This is a genomic window from Sorangium sp. So ce296, assembly GCF_051529605.1.
In the GTDB taxonomy this organism is placed as follows: domain Bacteria; phylum Myxococcota_A; class Polyangia; order Polyangiales; family Polyangiaceae; genus Sorangium; species Sorangium cellulosum_D.
In genome coordinates this window covers 11145197-11166166 of the sequence record NZ_CP150325.1, presented here as the reverse complement: position 1 = coordinate 11166166, position 20970 = coordinate 11145197, and the positions used below count along the sequence as shown (strand labels likewise).

The following is a 20970-nucleotide window of genomic DNA, read 5'->3' as shown; positions in this document are numbered from 1 at the left end:
GAAGCGTGTCGGTCAATCTGAAATCGAATGGATGTGATCGGCCGCGAGCAAGCATCGCCTCAGCCTCTCGGCCAGGACCTGGACATGCGGCTCCCGGACCATCGTCCAGTGAGAGCCAGGGACCTCGTACAGCTCGACAGGCTGCGACGAGAACCGCGAGAGCGGGTAATAGAGCGTCCCGTAAGGCTCCGCCACCTCCGCGGAGCCTCCGCGCGACGGCTGCTCGGCGGACCGGAAATAGGTGAAGGCGCCCGGGTACGTGGGCGCGACGTACGCGCGAAGCGCCCTCTCGTGCGCCGTGAAGAGCCGCCTGACCGAGGTCGTGAACCCAGCGATGTTCGACCGCAGGACGCCGTCGACGAGGACCCTCGTCAGCTCACCCACGCCAAGCCGGCGGAGCTCTGCGTGCGAGCGCTCCGGGTACAGCATGCTCGCGAGCTCGACGTACTCCCTCAGCCTCGACTCGGGGTCGTCGTCGACGCTGAGCAAGCTGTCGATCAGCGTCAACGAAGCGACGCGGCTACCCTCGTCCACGAGCCGGCGGGCCATCTCGAACGCCACGAGGCCTCCGAGCGACCAGCCGCCCAGCAGATAAGGGCCCGTCGGCTGGACGGCGCGGAGCGCCTCGAGATAACGCGCGGCCATGATCTCGATGCGATCGTCCGGCTCGCCGTCGTCGTCGAGGCCCCTCGCCTGGATCGCATAGAAAGGGCGATCCTTCCCGAGGTGGCGCGCGAGATCGGCGTAACACAGGACCGGACCGCCCGCCGGATGCACGCAGAAGAAGGGCGTCCCCCGGCCGGAGAGCTGGAGCGGGACCAGGAGCGGGTGGAGCCGCGGCCGCGCGGCCTCGGTAGCGCCCTTCGCCTCCGCCGGCAGCCCCAGACGGTCGGCGACGTGCTCGGCGAGCGACGCCAGCGTCGGGCAGCTGAAGCTCCAGTTGATCGAGAGCTTGAGATCGAGCGCGGCGCCGAGTCGCCCGCGGAGCTCGAGGCTCATCATCGAGTCCATCCCCAGGTCCGAGAGGCTCGCCGCGCGGTCCACGCGCGCGGGATCCTCGAACCCCAGCGTCCGCGCGACGGCCTCCTGCAACCATCGCTCGAGCACGCGCCGGCGCTCGACCGCCGAGGCGCCGTTCAGCTGCTCGAGGATCGCGGGCGCCGTCACCTCCGGCCGAGGCTCGATCCGGGCGGGCGCCGGGCGCGGCGCTGCCTCCGAGGGCTCGATCCAGTACCGCTGTCGCTGCCACGGATAGGCCGGCAGCGGCACACACCGCCCTCCCGCTGGATAGAGGCGCTTCCAGTCGATCGCGTGGCCGCGGGCGTACAGCGCCCCGAGGGACTGCAGCAGGCAGCGCCGCTCGTCCTGGCCTCGCCGCAGCGTGGGCAGCGCGATCCCCTCCTCTCCCCGGTCGAGGAGGCATTGCTCGAGGTTGCCCGTGAGCACCGGATGCGGCCCGATCTCCAGGAAATCGCGGTGGCCGTCCGCGATGGCCCGCGCGATCGCGCCCGCGAAGCGCACCGGCTCTCGGATGCTCCTCGCCCAGTACGCGGCGTCGAGGTCGCCGCCGGCGACGCGCGCCTGCGTGCCCGTGCTGTACATCGCGAGCGCGGGGCGGCGGGGCGCGAGCCAGGAGAGAGCGCGCGCGAGCTCGCCCTGGAAGGCCGCCATGTGCTCGCTGTGAAACGCGTAGTTGACCCGAAGCATGCGGCAAGGCACCTGCCGCAGCGTGAGGCGCTGGACGACCTCGGCGAGGGCGTCGCCGTCGCCCGCCAGCACCACCGAGCCAGGGTCGTTGATCGCCGCGATGGAGAGCCGGCCCGCGTGGCCCTCGAGGACGCGCGCCGCCTCGTCGACGGGCATCGCCACGGAGGCCATCCTGCCCCGGCCCGTCGCCTGCTGCATGACGCGCCCGCGGAGCACGACGAGCCGAGCGGCCTCGTCGATGCCGAGGGCGCCCGCGACGTGCGCTGCCGCCACCTCGCCGACGCTGTGGCCGACCACCGCGCCCGGCGAGACTCCCCACGATCCCCAGAGCCGGGCGAGCGCCACCTGCACCGCGAAGATCGCCGGCTGGGCCACCTCGGTCTCCGCGAGGCGAGATCTCTCCTCGGGCGCCGTGAGCTCACCGAGGAGCGAGAAGCCCGCGAGGCTCCGCACGAGCTCATCGCACTCCTCGAGCGCGGCGCGGAAGGCCCGCTCCTCCGCGAAGAGCCTTTGCCCCATGCCCGCCCATTGCGAGCCCTGTCCGGAGAACACGAAGACGGCCGGAGCGCGCGCTCCCCCCTTGGCCACCCCGCGCGCGAGGCCGGGGCGCGCCTCCCCTCGCACGAACGCGCCCAAGAGCTCCGAGAGCTCCTCGCGCGACGAGGCGACGACGGCGAGCCGATGCTCGTGATGGCTGCGCCGCACGCTCGCGGTGTACGCGACGTCCCCGAGGCTCGCCGGCGCCTCGACGGCGTCGGAGAGCGAGCTCCGGTACGAGTGCGCCATGGCCGAGAGCGCCTCTCCGGTCTTCGCGGACAGGGGCAGGAGCACGCTCGACGCGTCGCCCACGGGCGCCGGCGACGCGCTCTCCGGCGCCTCTTCCAGGATGACGTGGGCATTGGTGCCGCTCATGCCGAAGGCGCTAACCCCCGCCAGCCGCGCGCGGCCGCCCGCGCTCCAGGCGCGTTTGCGCGTCGGGACGACGAGCGGCGTCCCTTCGAGCGAGCTGCGCGGATTCAGCGTGTCGAAGTGCAGGTTCGCGGGGATCGCGCGGTGCCTGAGCGAGAGCACCGCCTTGATCAGGCCGATCACGCCGGAGGCAGCCTCGGCGTGCCCGAGGTTCGTCTTCGCCGCCCCTAGCACGCACGGATACCCATCGTCGCGCGGCTCGCCGAGGACGGCCGCGAGCGCCTCGAGCTCGATCGGATCGCCGAGGGGCGTCCCCGTCCCGTGCGTCTCTATATATCCGAGCTCCGAGGGCGAGACCCGGGCGCTCTCCAGCGCTTGTCGCAACATCGACTGCTGCGAGAGGACGTTCGGCGCCGTCAGCCCGGTCGAGCGGCCATCCTGGTTCACGGCCGAGCCCCGGATGGTCGCGAGGATGGGATCGCCGCACGAGAGCGCGTCGGAGAGGCGCTTCAGCGCGACCATCCCGCACCCCTCGGCGCGCACGAAGCCGTTCGCCTCGGCGTCGAACGCCTTGCACCGCCCGTCGGGCGAGAGGGCGCCCATCTTGGCGAGCAGGCGCGTCGTCGCGGAGGAGAGGATCACGTTGACCCCGCCCGCCAGGGCGAGCGAGCTCTCGCCGCTCCGCAGGCTCTGGCAGGCGAGGTGAACGGCGACCAGCGCCGACGAGCACGCCGTGTCCACGACGAGGCTCGGACCGTTGAGCCCGAGCGCGTAGGACAGCCTCCCAGCTGGAAAGCAGTGGCCGTTGCCCGTCGCCGTGTAGACGTCCTGCTCGGAGGCATCGAGGGCCCCGCACAGCAGGGCATAGTCGTTGCCAGTCAAACCGATGAACACCCCCGTGGACGTCCCCACGAGCTCCTCGGGGACCTGACCGGCGTTCTCCAGCGCCTCCCACGCGACCTCCAGCAGGAGGCGCTGCTGAGGATCCATGGCCCTCGCCTCCCGGGGCGAGATCCCGAAGAAGTGCGGGTCGAACCGATCCACGTCCTTCAGGAAGCCGCCCCAGCGGAGCCCGCGCGCCGCAGGATCCGCGGCGCCGCCCGCGGGGACCGCGAGGCCAGGGCGCTCGGCAGGGACCTCGGTCACCGCGTCGAGGCCCTCGTCGAGCAGCCGCCAGAACGCCTCCGGGCTGTCGATGCCGCCCGGGATCCGGCACGCCATTCCGATGATGGCGATCGGCTCGGTCTTCTGCCGCTCCAGGGCGTCGCGCTCGGCCCGCAGCGTCTTGAGGGCTGCGAGCAGCTCGCGCAGGCGGGTCGTCACGTCCGGTTCAAGCATGCTCATCTCGATGTTCCCCTCCTGGCGAGCGACAGCTCTGCGTCGACGGCGGCGAGCAGCTCATCCATGGCGTTGAGCGGCGGCTCGTCGCCGGGAGGCGCGCCGGCCACGATGCCCCCCGGCGGCTCCGGAGGTCCGCCGCGGAGCGATATCCTCCCGGGCTCCGGAGGCCCGCCGCGGAGCGCCATCCTCCCGAGCAGGTGCTCGGCCAGCGATGCGACGTCGGGGTAGGCGAAGAGCAATGTCGCCGAGAGCTTGATTCCCAGGCTCGACTCGAGCCGATTCCGCAGCTCCAGGCTCATCAGCGAGTCCATGCCCAGGCCGCTGAAAGGGGCTCTCCGCTCGATCCGCGCCGCGTCGAGGCGCAGCACCCGGCCGAGCTGCTGCCCGAGGTGCTTCTCGAGCAGCGACAGCCGCGCAGGGGGGCTCTCCCGCTCGAGCGCCTGCCGGAAGCCGGCGGCGTCCGCGGCGCTCGGCCTGCCGCGCTCGCGCTCCTCCTCCTGGAGCTCGGCCCACAGGGGCGAACGAGCCGCCGACGGGAAGGTCTCCAGCCACTGCCGCAGACTCCATTGCATCGCCAGGATCTGAGCGCCGTCCTGGGCGAGGAGGCGATCCAGCGCGCCCAGCGCCTGCGCCTCGGTCAGGCCGGGCATACCGCGGCTCGCCATCCGCTCGGCGACCCCCGATCTCGCGGCCGCGCCCACGTCCGAGAACAGCCCCCAGCCGATGCTCGTCGCCGCCAGCCCCTGCGCGCGCCGGTGGTGCGCCAGCGCGTCCAGGAACGCGTCCGCCGCCGCGTAGTTCACGCTGCCGGGAGGGCCCAGCACCGACATCGCCGACGAATACATCACGAAGAAGTCCAGCGGCGGCGACTCCTTTCCTGCCCTCGCCGATAGCAATGAATGCAGGTTCCACGCTCCCTGCACCTTCGGCGCCAGCGCCCGCAACAGCCGCTCTTCCGTCTCCTCCTCCACCGTGCTGTCCACCGCCACCCCCGCCGCGTGCACCACGCCGCGCAGCGCCGGCTGCCGATGGCCGAGCTCCGACAACAGCCCTGCAACGCTCGCCCGCTGCGACACGTCCGCTTGCACCGCCAGCACCTGCGCCCCCTGGCCCGCCATCTCCCTCATCGCCGCGCGCGCCTGCTCCGTCGGTCCGCTGCGGCCCACCAGCACAACGTGCCGCGCCCCTCGCTCCACCATCCACCGCCCCACCGACAGCCCGAGCCCCCCGAGCCCGCCGGTGATCAGGTAGCTGCCGTCCGCCCGCAGCCGCACCCCGCCGCCGTCTCCGCCGGCACGCGCCGGCCCCCGCACCAGCCGCGCCACGTACCGGCCCGACGCCCGCAGCGCCACCTCCGGCTCCCGATCCCGCGCCACAAGCTCGTCCACGAGCGCCTCCACCCCGTCCTCCGGCGCCCCCTCCCCCAGGTCCACCCGCGTGCACCCGAGCTCCGGGTGCTCCGCTCCGACCGCTCGACCCGCGCCCCACAGCGGCGCCTGCGACACCCGCACCGGCTGCGCCTCTGGCCCGGCCGACTGCGCCCCTCGCGTCACCAGGTACAGCCGCGGCGTGTCCCGCAACCCCCGGCCCACGAGCGCCTTCGCCAAGAACAGCGCGCTCAGGCTGCCGCGCCGCTGGTCCTCCAGAAGCGTCTCGGCGCTCGTCGCCTCCGCCGCCGTCGCATCCAGCCCGAACAGGTGCACCACGCCTCGACACGGGTGCTCCTCGCTGAACGCGTCGGCCAGCAGCGCCGCGTACCCCGACGCGTCCGACACGTCGAGCAGGTATCGCCTCGGCTCCACACGCTCGTAGCGCTCGGCCGCCAGCGCGCGCACCGTCGCCTCCCCTCGCCGCTCCAGCTGCGCGCTCAGCGCTGCCCCTGTCCCGCCTCGGTCCGACAGCACGAGCCACGCTCCCCGCGACCTGCCCGCTCCGGCGCCCTCTGCTCCGAGCTCCTTCCTCCGCCACTCCAGCCGATACAGCAGCTCTTCCGCCCCATCGCTCTTCGCCGCGCGCGCGCCGGGCGCGAGCCGCTCTGCGCGCAGCCCGAGCACCTCGACGAGCACCTGCCCCTCGTCGTCGATCACGTGCAGATCCCCCACGACCCGCTCCGGGCCGGCGCCCTGCGCAGGCCGCATCCGACCGTGCACCCACACGTCCCGCCCGGGCCGGCGATGGACGAGGACGCGCTCGACCGACGCGAGCACATACGTCTCTCCCGCGTCGAGCGCAGCCCCCGGCGCCAGGAGCAGCCCGCTCAGGACCTGGAGACACGCGTCGAGCAGCGCCGGGTGCAGCCCGTAAAGCCCCATCTGCGCGCTCACCTCGTCCGGAGCGCGCACCCGGCCCAGCACCTCTGTCGCGCCTACCCACAGCTGCTCCACGCCGCGGAAGCTCGCGCCGAGCGACAACCCGCGCGCCTCGAGGCGCTCGTAGTGCTCGCCGCCGGTCATCACCCGCGACCGGGGCGCATCGATCGCCTCGCCCTCCAGCCCTGCGCATCGGGCCATGATCTCCAGGGGAGACCCGCCCGACCGCGGCTGCCCGGCGCCCTCCGGCGCGGCCCGCACGGTCCCCGTCGCGTGCCGTATCCATGCCGCGCCCTCGAGGCTCGAGATCTGGATCGACGACCGGCCAGGCCCCTCCTCCGCGAGGACCACCTGCACCGTCCGCTCACCCTCCTCCGGAAGGACGAGCACCCGCTCGAACGCCACGTGCTCCAGCGACAGCGCCGCCTCGTCGTGGACCTCGGCCGCCGCCGCGAGCGCCATCTCCACGTACGCGGTCCCCGACAGCACCGCGTCGCCCAGGATGCGGTGCTCGGAGAGGTACGGCAGCGCCTCGAGGCTCAGCGCGCGCTGCCAGAACCGGGTCCCAGGGTGCGCCGACGACGACAGCGGCGCGCCGAGGAGCGGGTGGCCCGCCGCGCCGCCCGCAGAGGACCTCGCCTGCGCCCGCCGGCCCGAGGCGCCTCGTTCACGGTCCTCCGGGAGCCAGTGGCGCTCTCGCTGCCACGGATACGACGGCAGCGAGACGCAGCGGCCGCCGTGCGGATGAAGCCGGCCCCAGTCCACCGGAGCTCCGTGGACATACAGGGCGGCGAACGTCTCCAGGAGGCAGCGCCGCTCGTCCTGCGCTCGCCGCAGCGACGCCAGCGCCGCCCCGCGGCGACCCCGCTCGCGCAGGACTTCCTCGATCGCGGGCACCAGGATGGGGTGCGGGCTGAGCTCGAGGAACAGCGCGCCTGCGCCCTCGCTCAGCCGCTCGATGACCGGCGAGAACAGCACCGGCTCGCGCAGGTTCCGCGCCCAGTAGCCGGCGCCGAGCTCCGCGCCGCCAGAGGGGCTCCCCGTCACGGTCGAGTGCAGCGGGATCTGCGCGTCCCTCGGGGAGAGCCCTCCCAGCGCGTCCCGGAGCTCCGCGAGGAGCGGGTCCATCTGCGGGCTGTGCGACGCCACGTCCACCTTGACGCGACGGCAAAACACGCGCGCTCGCTCGAGCTCGACGAGGATCTCCTCCAGCGGCCCCGGCTCCCCGGACAGCACCGTCGATCTCGGGCTGCTGCTCACCGCGATCGACACCTGATGCTCCCTGCCGCGGAGCGCCCGCGCCGCGTCCTCCATGGGCAGCTCCACGAGCGCCATCGCCCCGAGCCCGCTCACCCGCCGCAGCAGCCTGCTGCGGCGGCAGACGACCCGCGCGGCGTCCTCCAGCGTGAGCGCGCCGGCGACGTGCGCCGCCGCCACCTCGCCCATGCTGTGGCCCACCACGGCGCTCGGCTCCACCCCCCACCCGCGCCACAGGGCCGCGAGCGCCACCTGGATCGCGAACAGCACCGGCTGGACGACGTCGATGCGACCGAGGCTCGAGCGCTCCTCGGCCGCGGCGAGCTCCTCGAGCACCGAGAAGCCCGCCTCCTCGCGGATGGCGCGGTCGCAGGCCTCGAGCGCCGCGCGGAAGGCCGGCGCCTCGCCCAGGAGCCTTTGCCCCATGCCGAGCCATTGCGAGCCCTGGCCCGGGAACACGAAGACCACCCGCGTCGGGCGCTCGCCGCCCGCGTCGCCGCCCGCCACCCCGGGGGGCGCCTCGCCGCGCGCGACGGCCTCCAGCAGCTCGCTCAGCTGCTGCCGCGAGGAGGCCACGAGGGCCATGCGGCGCTCATGGTGGCTGCGCCGGACGCCCGCGGTGTAGGCGATATCCCCGAGGCTCGCCGCCCCGCCGGCCGCGGCGTCGCGCAGGAAGCCGAGGTACGCCTGCGCCAGCGCGGAGAGCGCCTCCGGCGTCCTCGCCGACAGGGGCACGACCGCCGCGGCGCCCTCGCCCGAGGAGGCCGCCGGCGCGCACGGCGGCGCCTCCTCCAGCACCACGTGCGCGTTCGTGCCGCTGGCGCCGAAGGAGCTCACCCCGGCGAACCGCGGCGCGCCGCCGGTCCAGGCCAGCTCCTCCGCGGGGATCACGAACGGCGTGCCTTGCAGGGAGACCCTCGGGTTCAGCGTCCGGAAATGCAGGTGGCGCGGGATCACCCGGTGATGCAGCGAGAGCACGGCCTTGATGAGCCCCGCGACGCCCGCCGCCGCCTCGAGGTGCCCCAGGTTGGTCTTCACCGAGCCGATGGCGCAGATCGATCCGTTCGCGCGGGGCTGGCCCAGCACCTCCTTCAAGGCGTCGAGCTCGATCGGATCGCCGAGCGAGGTGCCGGTGCCGTGCGCCTCGATGTAGCCGACCTCCGCGGGCGAGACGCCGGCGCTCTCCAGCGCCTGCCGGAGCAGCGCCTGCTGCGCGAGCACGTTGGGCGCCGTCAGCCCCGTGGAGCGGCCGTCCTGGTTGATCGCCGAGCCGCGGATGACGGCCCAGACGCGATCGCCGTCCCGCTGCGCGTCCGAGAGCCGCTTGAGCGCCACGACGCCGCAGCCTTCGGCCCGTACATAGCCGTTGGCCGCCGCGTCGAACGTCTTGCACCGGCCGTCCGGCGAGAGCGCCTGCGTCTCGCTGACCATGCACATCGTCGCCGGGGACAGGATCAGGCTGACCCCGCCCGCCAGCGCGAGCTCGCACTCGCCGCCGCGCAGGCTCTGACAGGCGAGGTGGACGGCGACCAGCGAGGACGAACAGGCCGTGTCGACGGAGATGCAGGGCCCCTGGAGCCCGAGGACGTAGGAGAGCCGGCCGGCCGCCGTGCTGGCCAGATTGCCAGTCCCGCAATAAGCGTCGATGTCCTCCGGGCCCAGCGAGGTCACCCGCTGCTGGTAGTCCAGGGTCGCCAGCCCCATGAACACGCCCGATCGGCTGCCCGTCAGCCGATCGGCGGGCAGGCCCGCGTCCTCCAGGGCCTCCCAGGCCACCTCGAGCAGGAGGCGCTGCTGCGGGTCGAGGCTCGCGGCCTCGCGGGGCGCGATGCCGAAGAACCTGGCGTCGAACCCGTCGACCGCGTCGAGCAGCCCCGCCCAGCGCGCGCCGTGCTTCTCCGCCGGGATCGCCTCCGCCGGCCACCGGGTCGGGGGGATCGCCCGGATCGCGTCGACGCCGCCCCGGAGGGCCTGCCAGAAGGCGCCAGGGCTCGTCCCGCCGCCGGGGAAGCGGCAGCCGAGGCCGACGATGGCGATCGGCTCGCTCCTCGAGAGCTCGAGGTGCCTCAGCCTCGATTTCAGCTCTCGAATCTTCAGCAGAGAGTCCCGCAAGAGGCCCTCGAGGTGCTTCTCGCGGCGAGCGTCGCCGCCGCTCGCCGCGAGCTCCCGCTCGTCACGCTCACTCACGACCGAGCTCCCTCGCCAGCTCGTCGAGCAGCTCGTCCGCCGACAGCTGCGCGACCCCCTCCGCCCCCGCGGGGGCGCCCTCGCTCTCCGCCTGCCGCGGCGCATGACCAGGCCCGCCCCCGAGCTCCAGCTTGCCGAGCAGGTACGTCGAGAGCGCCGCGATGTGCGGATAGGTCCAGACCAAGGTCGCCGGCAGGGCGACGGAGAGCCCCGCCTCGAGGCGGTTCCGCAGCTCGAGCCCCATCAGGGAGTCGAACCCGAGGCTCATGAAGGGCGTATCTCGCTCGATCCGGCCGGGATCCAGCCGGAGGATGAGCGCCGCCTGCTCCCTGACGAGCTGCTGCAGCGCCGCCGGGCGGTCCTCGGGCCTCATCGCCTCGAGCGCCTTCCGGAGCTCGGCCGCGCGGCCGGCGCCGGGCGCGGCCTCGACAGGCTCGTTGCGGAGCTCCTCCCAGAGCGGGGACATGGCGGCGCTCGGGTAGAACTCGATCCAGTGCCGCAGGCTGAACTTCATCGCGAGCGCGTGGGCGTCGCCTCCAGCGAGCATGCGCGCGAGCACCTCCGTGCCTTGCGCCTCGGTCAGGCCGGGCATACCGCGGCTCGCCATCCGCTCGGCGACCCCCGATCTCGCGGCCGCGCCCACGTCCGAGAACAGCCCCCAGCCGATGCTCGTCGCCGCCAGCCCCTGCGCGCGCCGGTGGTGCGCCAGCGCGTCCAGGAACGCGTCCGCCGCCGCGTAGTTCACGCTGCCGGGAGGGCCCAGCACCGACATCGCCGACGAATACATCACGAAGAAGTCCAGCGGCGGCGACTCCTTTCCTGCCCTCGCCGATAGCAATGAATGCAGGTTCCACGCTCCCTGCACCTTCGGCGCCAGCGCCCGCAACAGCCGCTCTTCCGTCTCCTCCTCCACCGTGCTGTCCACCGCCACCCCCGCCGCGTGCACCACGCCGCGCAGCGCCGGCTGCCGATGGCCGAGCTCCGACAACAGCCCTGCAACGCTCGCCCGCTGCGACACGTCCGCTTGCACCGCCAGCACCTGCGCCCCCTGGCCCGCCATCTCCCTCATCGCCGCGCGCGCCTGCTCCGTCGGTCCGCTGCGGCCCACCAGCACAACGTGCCGCGCCCCTCGCTCCACCATCCACCGCCCCACCGACAGCCCGAGCCCCCCGAGCCCGCCGGTGATCAGGTAGCTGCCGTCCGCCCGCAGCCGCACCCCGCCGCCGTCTCCGCCGGCACGCGCCGGCCCCCGCACCAGCCGCGCCACGTACCGGCCCGACGCCCGCAGCGCCACCTCCGGCTCCCGATCCCGCGCCACAAGCTCGTCCACGAGCGCCTCCACCCCGTCCTCCGGCGCCCCCTCCCCCAGGTCCACCCGCGTGCACCCGAGCTCCGGGTGCTCCGCTCCGACCGCTCGACCCGCGCCCCACAGCGGCGCCTGCGACACCCGCACCGGCTGCGCCTCTGGCCCGGCCGACTGCGCCCCTCGCGTCACCAGGTACAGCCGCGGCGTGTCCCGCAACCCCCGGCCCACGAGCGCCTTCGCCAAGAACAGCGCGCTCAGGCTGCCGCGCCGCTGGTCCTCCAGAAGCGTCTCGGCGCTCGTCGCCTCCGCCGCCGTCGCATCCAGCCCGAACAGGTGCACCACGCCTCGACACGGGTGCTCCTCGCTGAACGCGTCGGCCAGCAGCGCCGCGTACCCCGACGCGTCCGACACGTCGAGCAGGTATCGCCTCGGCTCCACACGCTCGTAGCGCTCGGCCGCCAGCGCGCGCACCGTCGCCTCCCCTCGCCGCTCCAGCTGCGCGCTCAGCGCTGCCCCTGTCCCGCCTCGGTCCGACAGCACGAGCCACGCTCCCCGCGACCTGCCCGCTCCGGCGCCCTCTGCTCCGAGCTCCTTCCTCCGCCACTCCAGCCGGTACAGCAGCTCTTCCGCCCCGTCGCTCCTCGCCGCGCGCCGGGCGCCGCAGCCACGGCCGCCCGGAAGCCAGTACGGCTCTCGCTGCCACGGATAGCCGGGCAGCGACACGCACCGTCCCCCCGAGGGATAGAGCCGCTTCCAGTCGACCGGATGGCCGTGAGCGTGCAGGGCGCCGAGCGACTCCAGGAGAGATCGCCGCGCGTCCTGCGCCCGCCGCAGCGACGCGAGCGAGACCCCCTCGCGCTGCCCGTCCCGCAGCGCCTCCTCGACGGCGTGCACCAGGACGGGGTGCGGGCTGATCTCCAGGAACATCGCGTGGTCGCTCTCGAGGAGCCGCTCGACCGCCTGCGAGAACAGCACCGGACGCCGCATGTTCTGCGCCCAGTACTCGGCCCCGAGCTCCGGCCCCTCGCAGACGTCCCCGCTCACCGTCGAGCGCATCGGGACGCGGCAGGCCGCCGGCGAGAGCCCCGCGAGCGCCTCCCGGAGCTCGTCCATGAGCGGATCCACCTGCGGGCTGTGCCCGGCGCCGTCGGTCCTCACCCGGCGGACGAAGACCTGCTCCCGCTCGAGCCGCGCAAGGAGCTCGTCCATGGCGGCGGGCTCCCCGGACAGCACCGTCGACCTCCGGCTGTTGCTGACGGCCACCGCGAGCCGGCGCTCGTGGCCGCGGATCGCCTCCTCCGCCCGCGCGAGCGGCAGCTCGACCACCGCCATGGCCCCCTTGCCGCTCAGCCGCGAGAGCAGCCGGCTGCGGTGGACGATGATCCGCGCGCCGTCCTCCAGCGTCAGCGCTCTGGCCGCGCACGCGGCCGCGACCTCGCCCATGCTGTGTCCGACGATCGCGTCGGGCTCCACGCCCCATGAGCGCCACAGGGCCGTGAGCGCCACGCCGATGGCGAAGAGCGCGGGCTGCACCACGTCCACGCGCCCGAGCGCGATCGGCCCGCCCTCGGCGCGCAGCGCTTCGAGGAGCGAGAACCCGGCCTCCTTGCGCACGGCCGCGTCGCACGCCTCCATCGCCTCGCGGAAGACCGGCTCCTCGTCCAGGAGCGAGAGGCCCATCCCCGCCCACTGAGAGCCCCACCCCGAGAACACGAAGACGATCTTCGGCTGGACCGCGGGCGCCGCTCGCCCCCGCGTAACGCCCGGTCGAGCCTCGCCGGCCGCGAACGCGTCGAGCGACGCGGCGAGCTCCTCCCGCGAGCTGCCCAGCACCACCAGGCGATGCTCGTGATGGCTGCGCCGCGCGCTCGCGGTGTAGGCGATGTCCCGCAGCGACGCGCCCGCCTCGGCCGGACCCCGGCGCAGGAAGCGCCCGTACGCGTCGGCCATCGCGGAGAGCGCCTCGGGCGTCCTCGCCGACAGGGGCAGGAGCGTCAGGAGATCGCCAATCGCAGGCGCCTCCGCGGCGCCCGCGGGCGCCTCCGCGGCGCCCGCGGGCGCCTCCGCGACGCCCGCGGGCGCCTCCTCGAGCAGCACGTGGGCGTTCGTGCCGCTCATCCCGAACGAGCTCACGCCCGCGCGCCGCCGCCGGCCCTCGCCGCGCCACGCCGCGGCCCTCGTGGTCACCTCGACCGGCAGCTCGGTCCAGGGAATGCGCGGGTTCAGCGCGCTCGCGTGCAGGTGCGCCGGCAGCTCGCCGTGCTGGAGCGAGAGCACGACCTTCATGAGGCCCGCGATGCCGGCCGCCGCCTCCAGGTGGCCGATGTTGGTCTTCACCGCGCCGATTCGGAGCGGCCGCTCCGCGGGCCGGCCGGCGCCGTACACCGCCGCGAGCGCCTCGACCTCGATCGGGTCGCCCAGCGGCGTCCCCGTCCCGTGGGCCTCGACGTAATCGACGTCGCCGGGAGACAGCCGCGCGTCCGAGAGCGCCTTCCGGATCACCGCCTGCTGCGCCTGGCCGTTGGGCACGGTCAGGCCGCTGCTATGACCGTCGTTGTTCACCGCCGATCCGCGGATCACGGCGAGGACGCGATCGCCGTCCCGCCGCGCGTCCGAGAGCCGCTTGAGCACCACCATGCCGCAGCCTTCGCCGCGGCCGTAGCCGTTCGCCTCGGCGGAGAACGTCTTGCAGCGGCCGTCCGGCGCGAGGGCGCGGGCGCGCGCCAGGTACACGTACATGAGCGGGGCGAGCATCAGCTGCACGCCGCCCGCCACGGCCACGTTGCACTCGGACGCCCGCAGGCTCTGGCACGCCAGGTGGACCGCCACGAGCGACGAGGAGCACGCCGTATCCACCGCCGCGCTGGGGCCCTGGAGCCCGAGCACGTACGACAGCCGACCTGCCGAGAAGCTCGTGAAGGTGCCGGACATCGTGTAAGCGTCCATCGCCTCCAGGCGCTCGGACTCGCGCTGCAGGACGCCGTAGTCGCTCAGGCCGATCCCGACGAAGACCCCCGTCAGCGGATCGCCGCCAGGCACGAGGCCGGCGTGCTCGAACGCCTCCCAGATCACCTCCATCAGCAGCCGGTGCTGCGGGTCGATGTTCGCCGCCTCGCGCGGCGAGATCCCGAAGAACCGCGCATCGAACAGATCCGGCGAGGTCGAGAGGAACGCCCCCTCCCGCGCATACGTCTTGCCGGGCGCGTCCGGGTCCGGGTCGTAATATGCGTCCGCGTCCCATCGCTCCTCCGGGATCGGCCCCACGGCGTCGACGCCGTCCGCGAGCAGCTGCCAGAACCCCTCGGCGTCCGCGACGCCGCCCGGGAGACGGCAGCCCAGCCCGACGATCGCGATGGGCTCGCGCTCGCGGTCGAGCGCGGGCTCGCCCCCCTCGCCGCCAGCGGGGCGCGGCGCCTCGCCGCCTCCCGAGGCCGCGGCCGGCTCGCCCAGGGAGAGCCGCTCGAGCAGGTGCTCGGCCAGCGCGACCACGTTCGGGTGGTTGAACGTCACGCTCGACGGCAGCGGGAGACCGAGCGCCTGATGCAGGCGCGTGCGGAGCTCCACCGCCATCAGCGAGTCCATGCCGAGGTCGAAGAACCCCCTCGTCGGGTCGACCCGCTCGGCGTCGCCGAACCCGAGCGTCTGCGCGACCACCCCCTGCAGCCACCGCTGCATCCGCCGCCGGCGCTCGCGCGGGGGAGCGGCCCTGAGCTCGTCGAGCAAGGCCGCCTCGGCCGGCCCGGACGCCGCCTCCGCCGCGCGCGGCATCTCCGCGAGGAGCGGGCGAGGCCCGCCGGTCTCGACCACCGCGCGGAACCGGGGCCAGTCCACGTCGGCCACCACGACCTGCGCCGCGTCCGCATCGAGGATCCGGCCCAGGATCGCGAGCGCGACGCCGGGGCCGAGGGCCCTCACCCCGCGCCGCTCGAGGGCGGCGAGCCCCCGCTCGGTCATCATGCCGCCGCCCTGCCAGGGCCCCCAGTTGACCGCGAACGCGGGCGCCCCGGCGGCGCGCCGCGCCGTCACCCACGCGTCCAGGAACGCGTTGGCCGCCGCATAGCCGGCCTGCCCGCCCGAGCCCCACACCGAGGCGATCGACGAGAAGCAGACGAAGGCGGTGAGCGGGCGGTCGCGCATCAGCGCGTCCAGCACCAGGGTGCCGTGGACCTTCGGGGCCAGCACCTCGGCGAGCCGGGCGCCGTCCAGGGCCGCGAGCGGCGTGTGATCCTCGACGCCCGCCGCGTGGAAGACCGCCGAGAGCGGCGGGAGCCGCGCGTCGATGTCCGCGAGCACCGCGGCCATGGCGCCCGCGTCGGCGACGTCGGCCTGGGCCACCGTCACCGCGGCGCCGAGCGCCTCGAGCACCGCGATCGACGACCGTGCATCCTCCGTGGACGCGCCCCGTCGGCCCGTGAGGACCAGGTGCTGGACCCCCCGCCGCGCGAGCCACTCGGCCACGCGGAGCCCGAGCGCGCCCAGGCCCCCGGTGATCAGCGCCGTGCCCGGGGTGGACCACGGCGCCCGGCGCGATCGAAGCCCGCGGTGGCGCACGAGCCGCTGAACGAAGCGACCCGACGGCCGCAGCGCGACGTGGTCCTCGCCGTCGGGCGCGAGGACCTGGCTCACCACCGCAGCCACGGTGTCCTGGCCGATCTCCGCCGGAAGATCGATGAGCCCACCCCAGAGCGCCGGGCGCTCGAGCGACATCGCCCGGCCGAGCCCCCAGAGCGTCGCGTGCTCGGGCGCGGTCAGCCGATCCCCGGGCCCGACGGAGACCGCGCCGCGGGTCACGAACCAGAGCTTCGGCGCGTCGCGCCGCTCCGGCCTCGCCGCGGGCCCGCGATCCGCGCTCGCCGCCGCCTCACCCGCGGCCTGGATCCAGGCCAGCGCGCTGTGGACGCCCTGCCGGAGGGCCGCGTCGGTGCCCTGCGCGCCGTCCAGGCTGGCGAGGTGGATCACGGCGCGCGCCGGCCCCCGCTCGCGGAGGAGCTCCGCCCAGAGGCGCGCGAGGCCCTCCGTCGAGCCCGGGTCGAGCGCGCCCTCGCCCGCGGATCCGCGCGCGCGGACGCCGCCCGCGCGGATCCGCGAGCAGACGCCGCCCGCCGACTCCAGCGCTTCTGCGACCCGGTCCCCGACGCCGCCCTCGTCGACCAGCACGACCCAGTGCCCCGCGGCCGGCGGCCGCGGCGCGAGGGCGGGCCGGCGCTGCCACTCCAGCGCGTACACCGCGTCGCCGCGCTCCGCGTCGGCGTCGAGGCGCGCCTGCTCCGCGGTCTTCCGCAGCGCCTCCAGGACCCGCGCGACGACCGGCAGCTCCTCGGCCGAGAGCCTCGCCTCGGCCGCGACCGACGCGGCGAGGGCCGCGGCGCCCTTCGCGTCGAGCAGCGACGAAAGCGCCGCCGAGCGCGCCTCCGCCTCGCGCGGGCCGCGGAGGGCCGGCGCCGGCGCTCCTCCGGGACCGTCCACCCAGCAGCGCTCGCGCTGCCACGGATAGGCAGGGAGCGCCACGCAGCGCGCGCCGCCCGGGTAGAGCTGGCGCCATTCCACCGGATAGCCCTGGACGTACAGGGCGCCGAGCGACTGGAGCAGGCACCACCGCTCCTCCTGCGCCCGCCGCAGCGTGGAGACGGCGTGGCCTTCCTGCGCCCGCGCGGCCAGGCACTGCTCGACGTTGGCCGACAGCACCGGGTGCGGACCGAGCTCCAGGAACGTGCGGTGTCCGTCGAGGATGGCGGCGTCCACGGCGCCCGCGAACAGCACCGGCTCGCGGATGTTCCTCGCCCAGTACGCGCCGTCGAGCGGCGCTCCGCCGACCTTCGCCCCGGTGACCGTGCTGTACATCGAGAGCGCCGGGCCGGCCGCGTCGAGCCGCTCGAGCGCCGCCGCGAGCTCGCCCTGGAAGGGCGCCATCTGCGGGCTATGGAAGGCATAATTGACCCGGAGCTCGCGGCACTGCACGCCCTCCCGCCGCAGGCGCTCCAGAACCTCCGCGAGCGCCGCGGCCTCGCCGGAGAGCACGACGGATCCCGGGTCGTTCACCGCCGCCAGCGAGAGCTCGCCCTCGAGGCCGCGCAGCAGGCGCGCCGCCCGCTCGGGGGAGATCTCCGCCGAGGCCATTTTCCCGAGGCCGGTGGACCGCTGCATCAGGCGGCTCCGGTGGTGGACGACGCGCACGGCGTCCCGGAGGCTCAGCGCCCCGGCGACGTGCGCCGCCGCCACCTCCCCGACGCTGTGCCCGATCACGGCGTCGGGGACGATGCCCCAGGAGCGCGCGAGCTCCGCGAGCGCGACCTCGAGCGCGAAGAGCGCCGGCTGCGCCACCTCGGTCTCGTGCACGCGCGAGACCGGTCCGGGGGCGGAGAGCTGCTCGAGGAGCGACCAGCCCGAGAGCGGCTGCAAGAGCCGGTCGCACGCCTCGATGACCTCGCGGAAGACCGGCTCCTCGTCGAGCAGCGCTCGGCCCATGCCGGCCCACTGCGACCCCTGCCCGGGAAACACGAAGACGACCTTCGGCCGCCCGCCTCGCTGCGCCTCGCCGGACGCGACGCCGGGGCGCGCCTCACCGCGCAGGAAGGACGAGATCGCCTCGCCGAGCTCATCGGCCGACCGCCCCACGACGGCCAGCCGATGCTCGTGATGGCTGCGCCGGACGCTCGCCGTGTAGCAGAGATCGCGCGTGGAGAGATCCGGCTGCGCGAGGGTCGAGGACAGGACGGATCGCGCCGCGTCCGCGAGCGCCGCCCGCGATCGCGCCGAGAGCACGAGCTGCTCGAACGGCTGCGGCCCGGCCGCCTCGGGGGCGCGCGGCTCGGCCGCTGGCGCGCCACGATCGACGCCGGGCAGGGCGCGCGAGGGCGACGCCGGGCCCCGGTACACCGCGCCCCAGCACACGGGCGTCCCGCGCGTGTAGAGCGCCCCCAGCGCGTCCAGGAGGACCGCGCGTCCTGCCTCCTCGCGCCGCAGCGACGGCAACACCGTGCCTCGTCGACCCCGGTGGGCGAGGCTCCGCTCGACAGCGTGCGTGAGCAGCGGGTGGGGGCTGAGCTCGAGGAACGCATCGTACCCGTCGTCGAGGAGGCGATCGATCGCAGGAGCGAAGCGGACAGGCTCGCTCAGGTTGCGCCCCCAGTAGGCGGCGTCGAGCGCTTCGCCGTCGACGGCGGCCGCGGCCACCGAGGAGTAGAACGGAGTCGAGCAGCGCGCGGGCCGCAGCCCGTCGACCGCGCGCACGAGCTCGCCGCGCAGCGCGTCCATCGAGGGCCCGTGCGGCGCGTAGTTCATCGCGATCCGCCGCGCGAAGGTCCCTTGCTCGCGCAGCTCCGCGATGACCTCGTCCAGCGCCGCGGCGTCGCCGGACACGATCGTGGAGCTCGGGCTCGTCGTGCCCGCCACCGCCAGGCGCCCTGCGCGGCCCGCGATCGCGCGCCGCGCCTCGTCCAGCGGGAGCTCGAGGAGCGCCGCGCCCCCGCGGCCGCTCACCCGCAGGGCGAGCTGACCCATGCGGCAGATGACCCTGGCGGCGTCCTCGAGCGTCAACGCGCCCGCCGCGTGGGCGGCCGCGACCTCGCCGATGCTCTGCCCGACCACGGCGTCGGGCCGCACGCCCCAGGAGCGCCAGAGCGCGGCGAGCGCGACCTGCACCGCGAAGATGGCGGGCTGGACGACGTCGCTGTCCTCGAGCGATCGGGCCTCGCCGCGGGTGAGGACCTCCAGCACGGACCAGCCCGCGTGAGGCCTCATCGCCCGCCCACATCGCTCGATCGCCGACCGGAAGACGATCTCCTGACGGAGGAGATCCCGGCCCATGCCGAGCCACTGCGATCCGTGGCCCCCGAACATGAAGACGAGCCTCGGCCGCCGCTCGCCCGCGCGCCCGCTCGCCAGCCCGGGCAGGGCGCGCCCCTCGAGGAAGCTCGAGAGACGCGCGGACAGCTCCTCGTGGGAGCGGGCCGTGATGGCCAGTCGATGCTCCTCGCCGCTCAGCCGGGCCGCGGCCGACGAGCAGAGCTCCACGAGCGGCGGACGACCGGCGCCCTGACCCGACAGCTCGCCGAACGCCGTCGCCTGCGCCCGGAGCGCATCGGCGCTGCGCGCCGACAGCGGGAGGAGGTGCGCCGCCGGCCCCTCGCGGACGCCCTCGACGACGACATGGCAGTTCGTCCCGCCGAAGCCGAAGGCGCTCACCCCGGCCACGATCGGCGCCCCGTCGTCCGGCCACGGCTCCCTGCGCTGCGCCACCCTGAGGCGCAGCTCCTCGAAGGCGATATGCGGGTTCGGCTGCTCGAAATGGAGGCTCGGCGGGATCTCGAGGTGCCGGACCATGAGGGCCGCCTTGATCAACCCGGCCACGCCCGCGGCGGCCTCGAGGTGGCCGAGGTTGGTCTTGACGGAGCCGATGAGCAGCGGCCGCTCGGCGGGGCGATCCGCGCAGAGGACCGCGGCGAGGGCCCTCGCCTCGATCGGATCGCCGAGGTTCGTGCCGGTGCCGTGGGCCTCGATGTACCGAACCTGGTCCGGCCCGATCCCGGCCCGCGCGTACGCGTCGCGGAGCAACGCCTCCTGCGCCGCCGGGTTCGGCGCCGTCAGGCCGTTGCTGAACCCGTCGTTGTTCACCGCGCTGCCGCGGATGACGCCGTAGATGGGATCGCCGTCGAGCAGCGCCTGCGCCAGGGGCTTGAGCACCACCACGCCCGCCCCCTCGCCGCGCACATAGCCGTTCGCGCGGGCGTCGAACGCCTTGGATCGACCGTCGGGCGAGAGGACCCCCAGCCTCGACATCGCCACGGTGCTCTCGGGGGCGAGCATCAGGTTGACCCCTCCGGCGAGCGCGAGCTCGGACTCTCCTCGGAGCAGGCTCTGACAGGCGAGGTGGACGGCGACGAGGGAGGACGAGCACGCCGTGTTCACCGCCATGCTCGGCCCCTCCAGGCCGAGCACATAGGAGACCCGCGCGGCGAGGATGCTCAGGTCCTGGCCGGTGGCCGTGTGCTGCGCGATCCGGTCGGCCGCGCTCCCCGCCACCTTCCCGTAATCGCTCCACATCGCGCCGAAGAACACCCCGGACCGGGTGCCCCTCATCCCGCGCGGCGGTATCCCGGCGTCCTCGAGCGCCTCCCAGGAGAGCTCCAGCATCAGCCGCTGCTGCGGGTCGATCTGGGCGGCCTCTCGCGGCGAGATGTCGAAGAACTGGGGATCGAACCGATCCACCTGCTCCAGGAATCCTCCCCAGCGCGCGCCCGCCGCGCCGGCGTCGTCGCGGTGGAGCGCCTCGACGCCCCACCGGTCTGCGGGCACCTCCGTGATCGCGTCGACGCCGTCGCACAGGAGCTGCCAGAAGGCCGAGAGGCTCGGCGCCCCCGGGAAGCGGCACGCCATCCCGACGATCGCGATGGGCTCGTCCGCGAGCGCTGCGGCGGGCGACGCGCGCGGCCGAGCGGGCGGCGGGCTCTCGCCCCCGTCGAGGTGAAGCGCGAGCGCCTCGATGGTCGGATAGCTCCAGACGAGGGTGGGCGAGAGCGGCTTCCCGAGCGCGGCGCCGAGGCCCGCGAGGAGCTCCGCCGCGCCGCGGGAGCTGAGCCCATAACGGCTGAATCGCTCGCGGACGTCGATCGACGCGGGCGCCACGCCCGAGCGCTCCGACAGCCGGAGGACGAGCCATTCCTGGATGTCCTCCCTCTTCTTGAGAGACGTCCCCGAGCTTCCCTGCGTGCTCATGCTTCGAGTCCTCACCTCACCGGGCGACACACCGCGAGCGGGAAACGCCGCCTCGGCCCGATACGCACCAGCGCGCGTCAGTATGCGCGATTACGCAATGCCCGTGCCGTCGCTCTCTGCCCTGGACTGGCCTGCGACTACGCCAGCACCGCAATGCCCCGACGAAGAAGTTGAGCCATTGCGCGACGCCCCGCGTTGCCATGGCGCTCTTCGCGTCGCTTTCCTGCCATGGCACAGCGC

3 protein-coding genes are annotated in these 20970 nt (G+C 74.6%); all 3 read right to left on the bottom strand.

The window, feature by feature from the left end; translation table 11 throughout:
* Positions 1-12: 12 nt before the first annotated feature.
* Genes WME98_RS41310 through WME98_RS41300 form a run of 3 tightly spaced genes read right to left on the bottom strand, consistent with a single transcriptional unit; the run spans position 13 to position 20730 of the window.
* Positions 13-3960, bottom strand: coding sequence for a type I polyketide synthase (locus tag WME98_RS41310; protein WP_437947158.1), 3948 nt, complete (start codon positions 3958-3960; stop codon positions 13-15).
* Positions 3957-9710 carry a type I polyketide synthase gene (locus WME98_RS41305; protein ID WP_437947157.1) on the bottom strand — a complete coding sequence of 1918 codons (5754 nt, stop codon included), beginning with the start codon at positions 9708-9710 and terminating at the stop codon, positions 3957-3959. The genes WME98_RS41310 and WME98_RS41305 overlap by 4 nt, the downstream gene beginning before the upstream one ends.
* Positions 9703-20730 carry an SDR family NAD(P)-dependent oxidoreductase gene (locus WME98_RS41300; protein ID WP_437947156.1) on the bottom strand — a complete coding sequence of 3676 codons (11028 nt, stop codon included), beginning with the start codon at positions 20728-20730 and terminating at the stop codon, positions 9703-9705. Before WME98_RS41300 ends, WME98_RS41305 begins: the two co-directional genes overlap by 8 nt.
* Between the last annotated feature and the right edge of the window lie 240 nt (positions 20731-20970).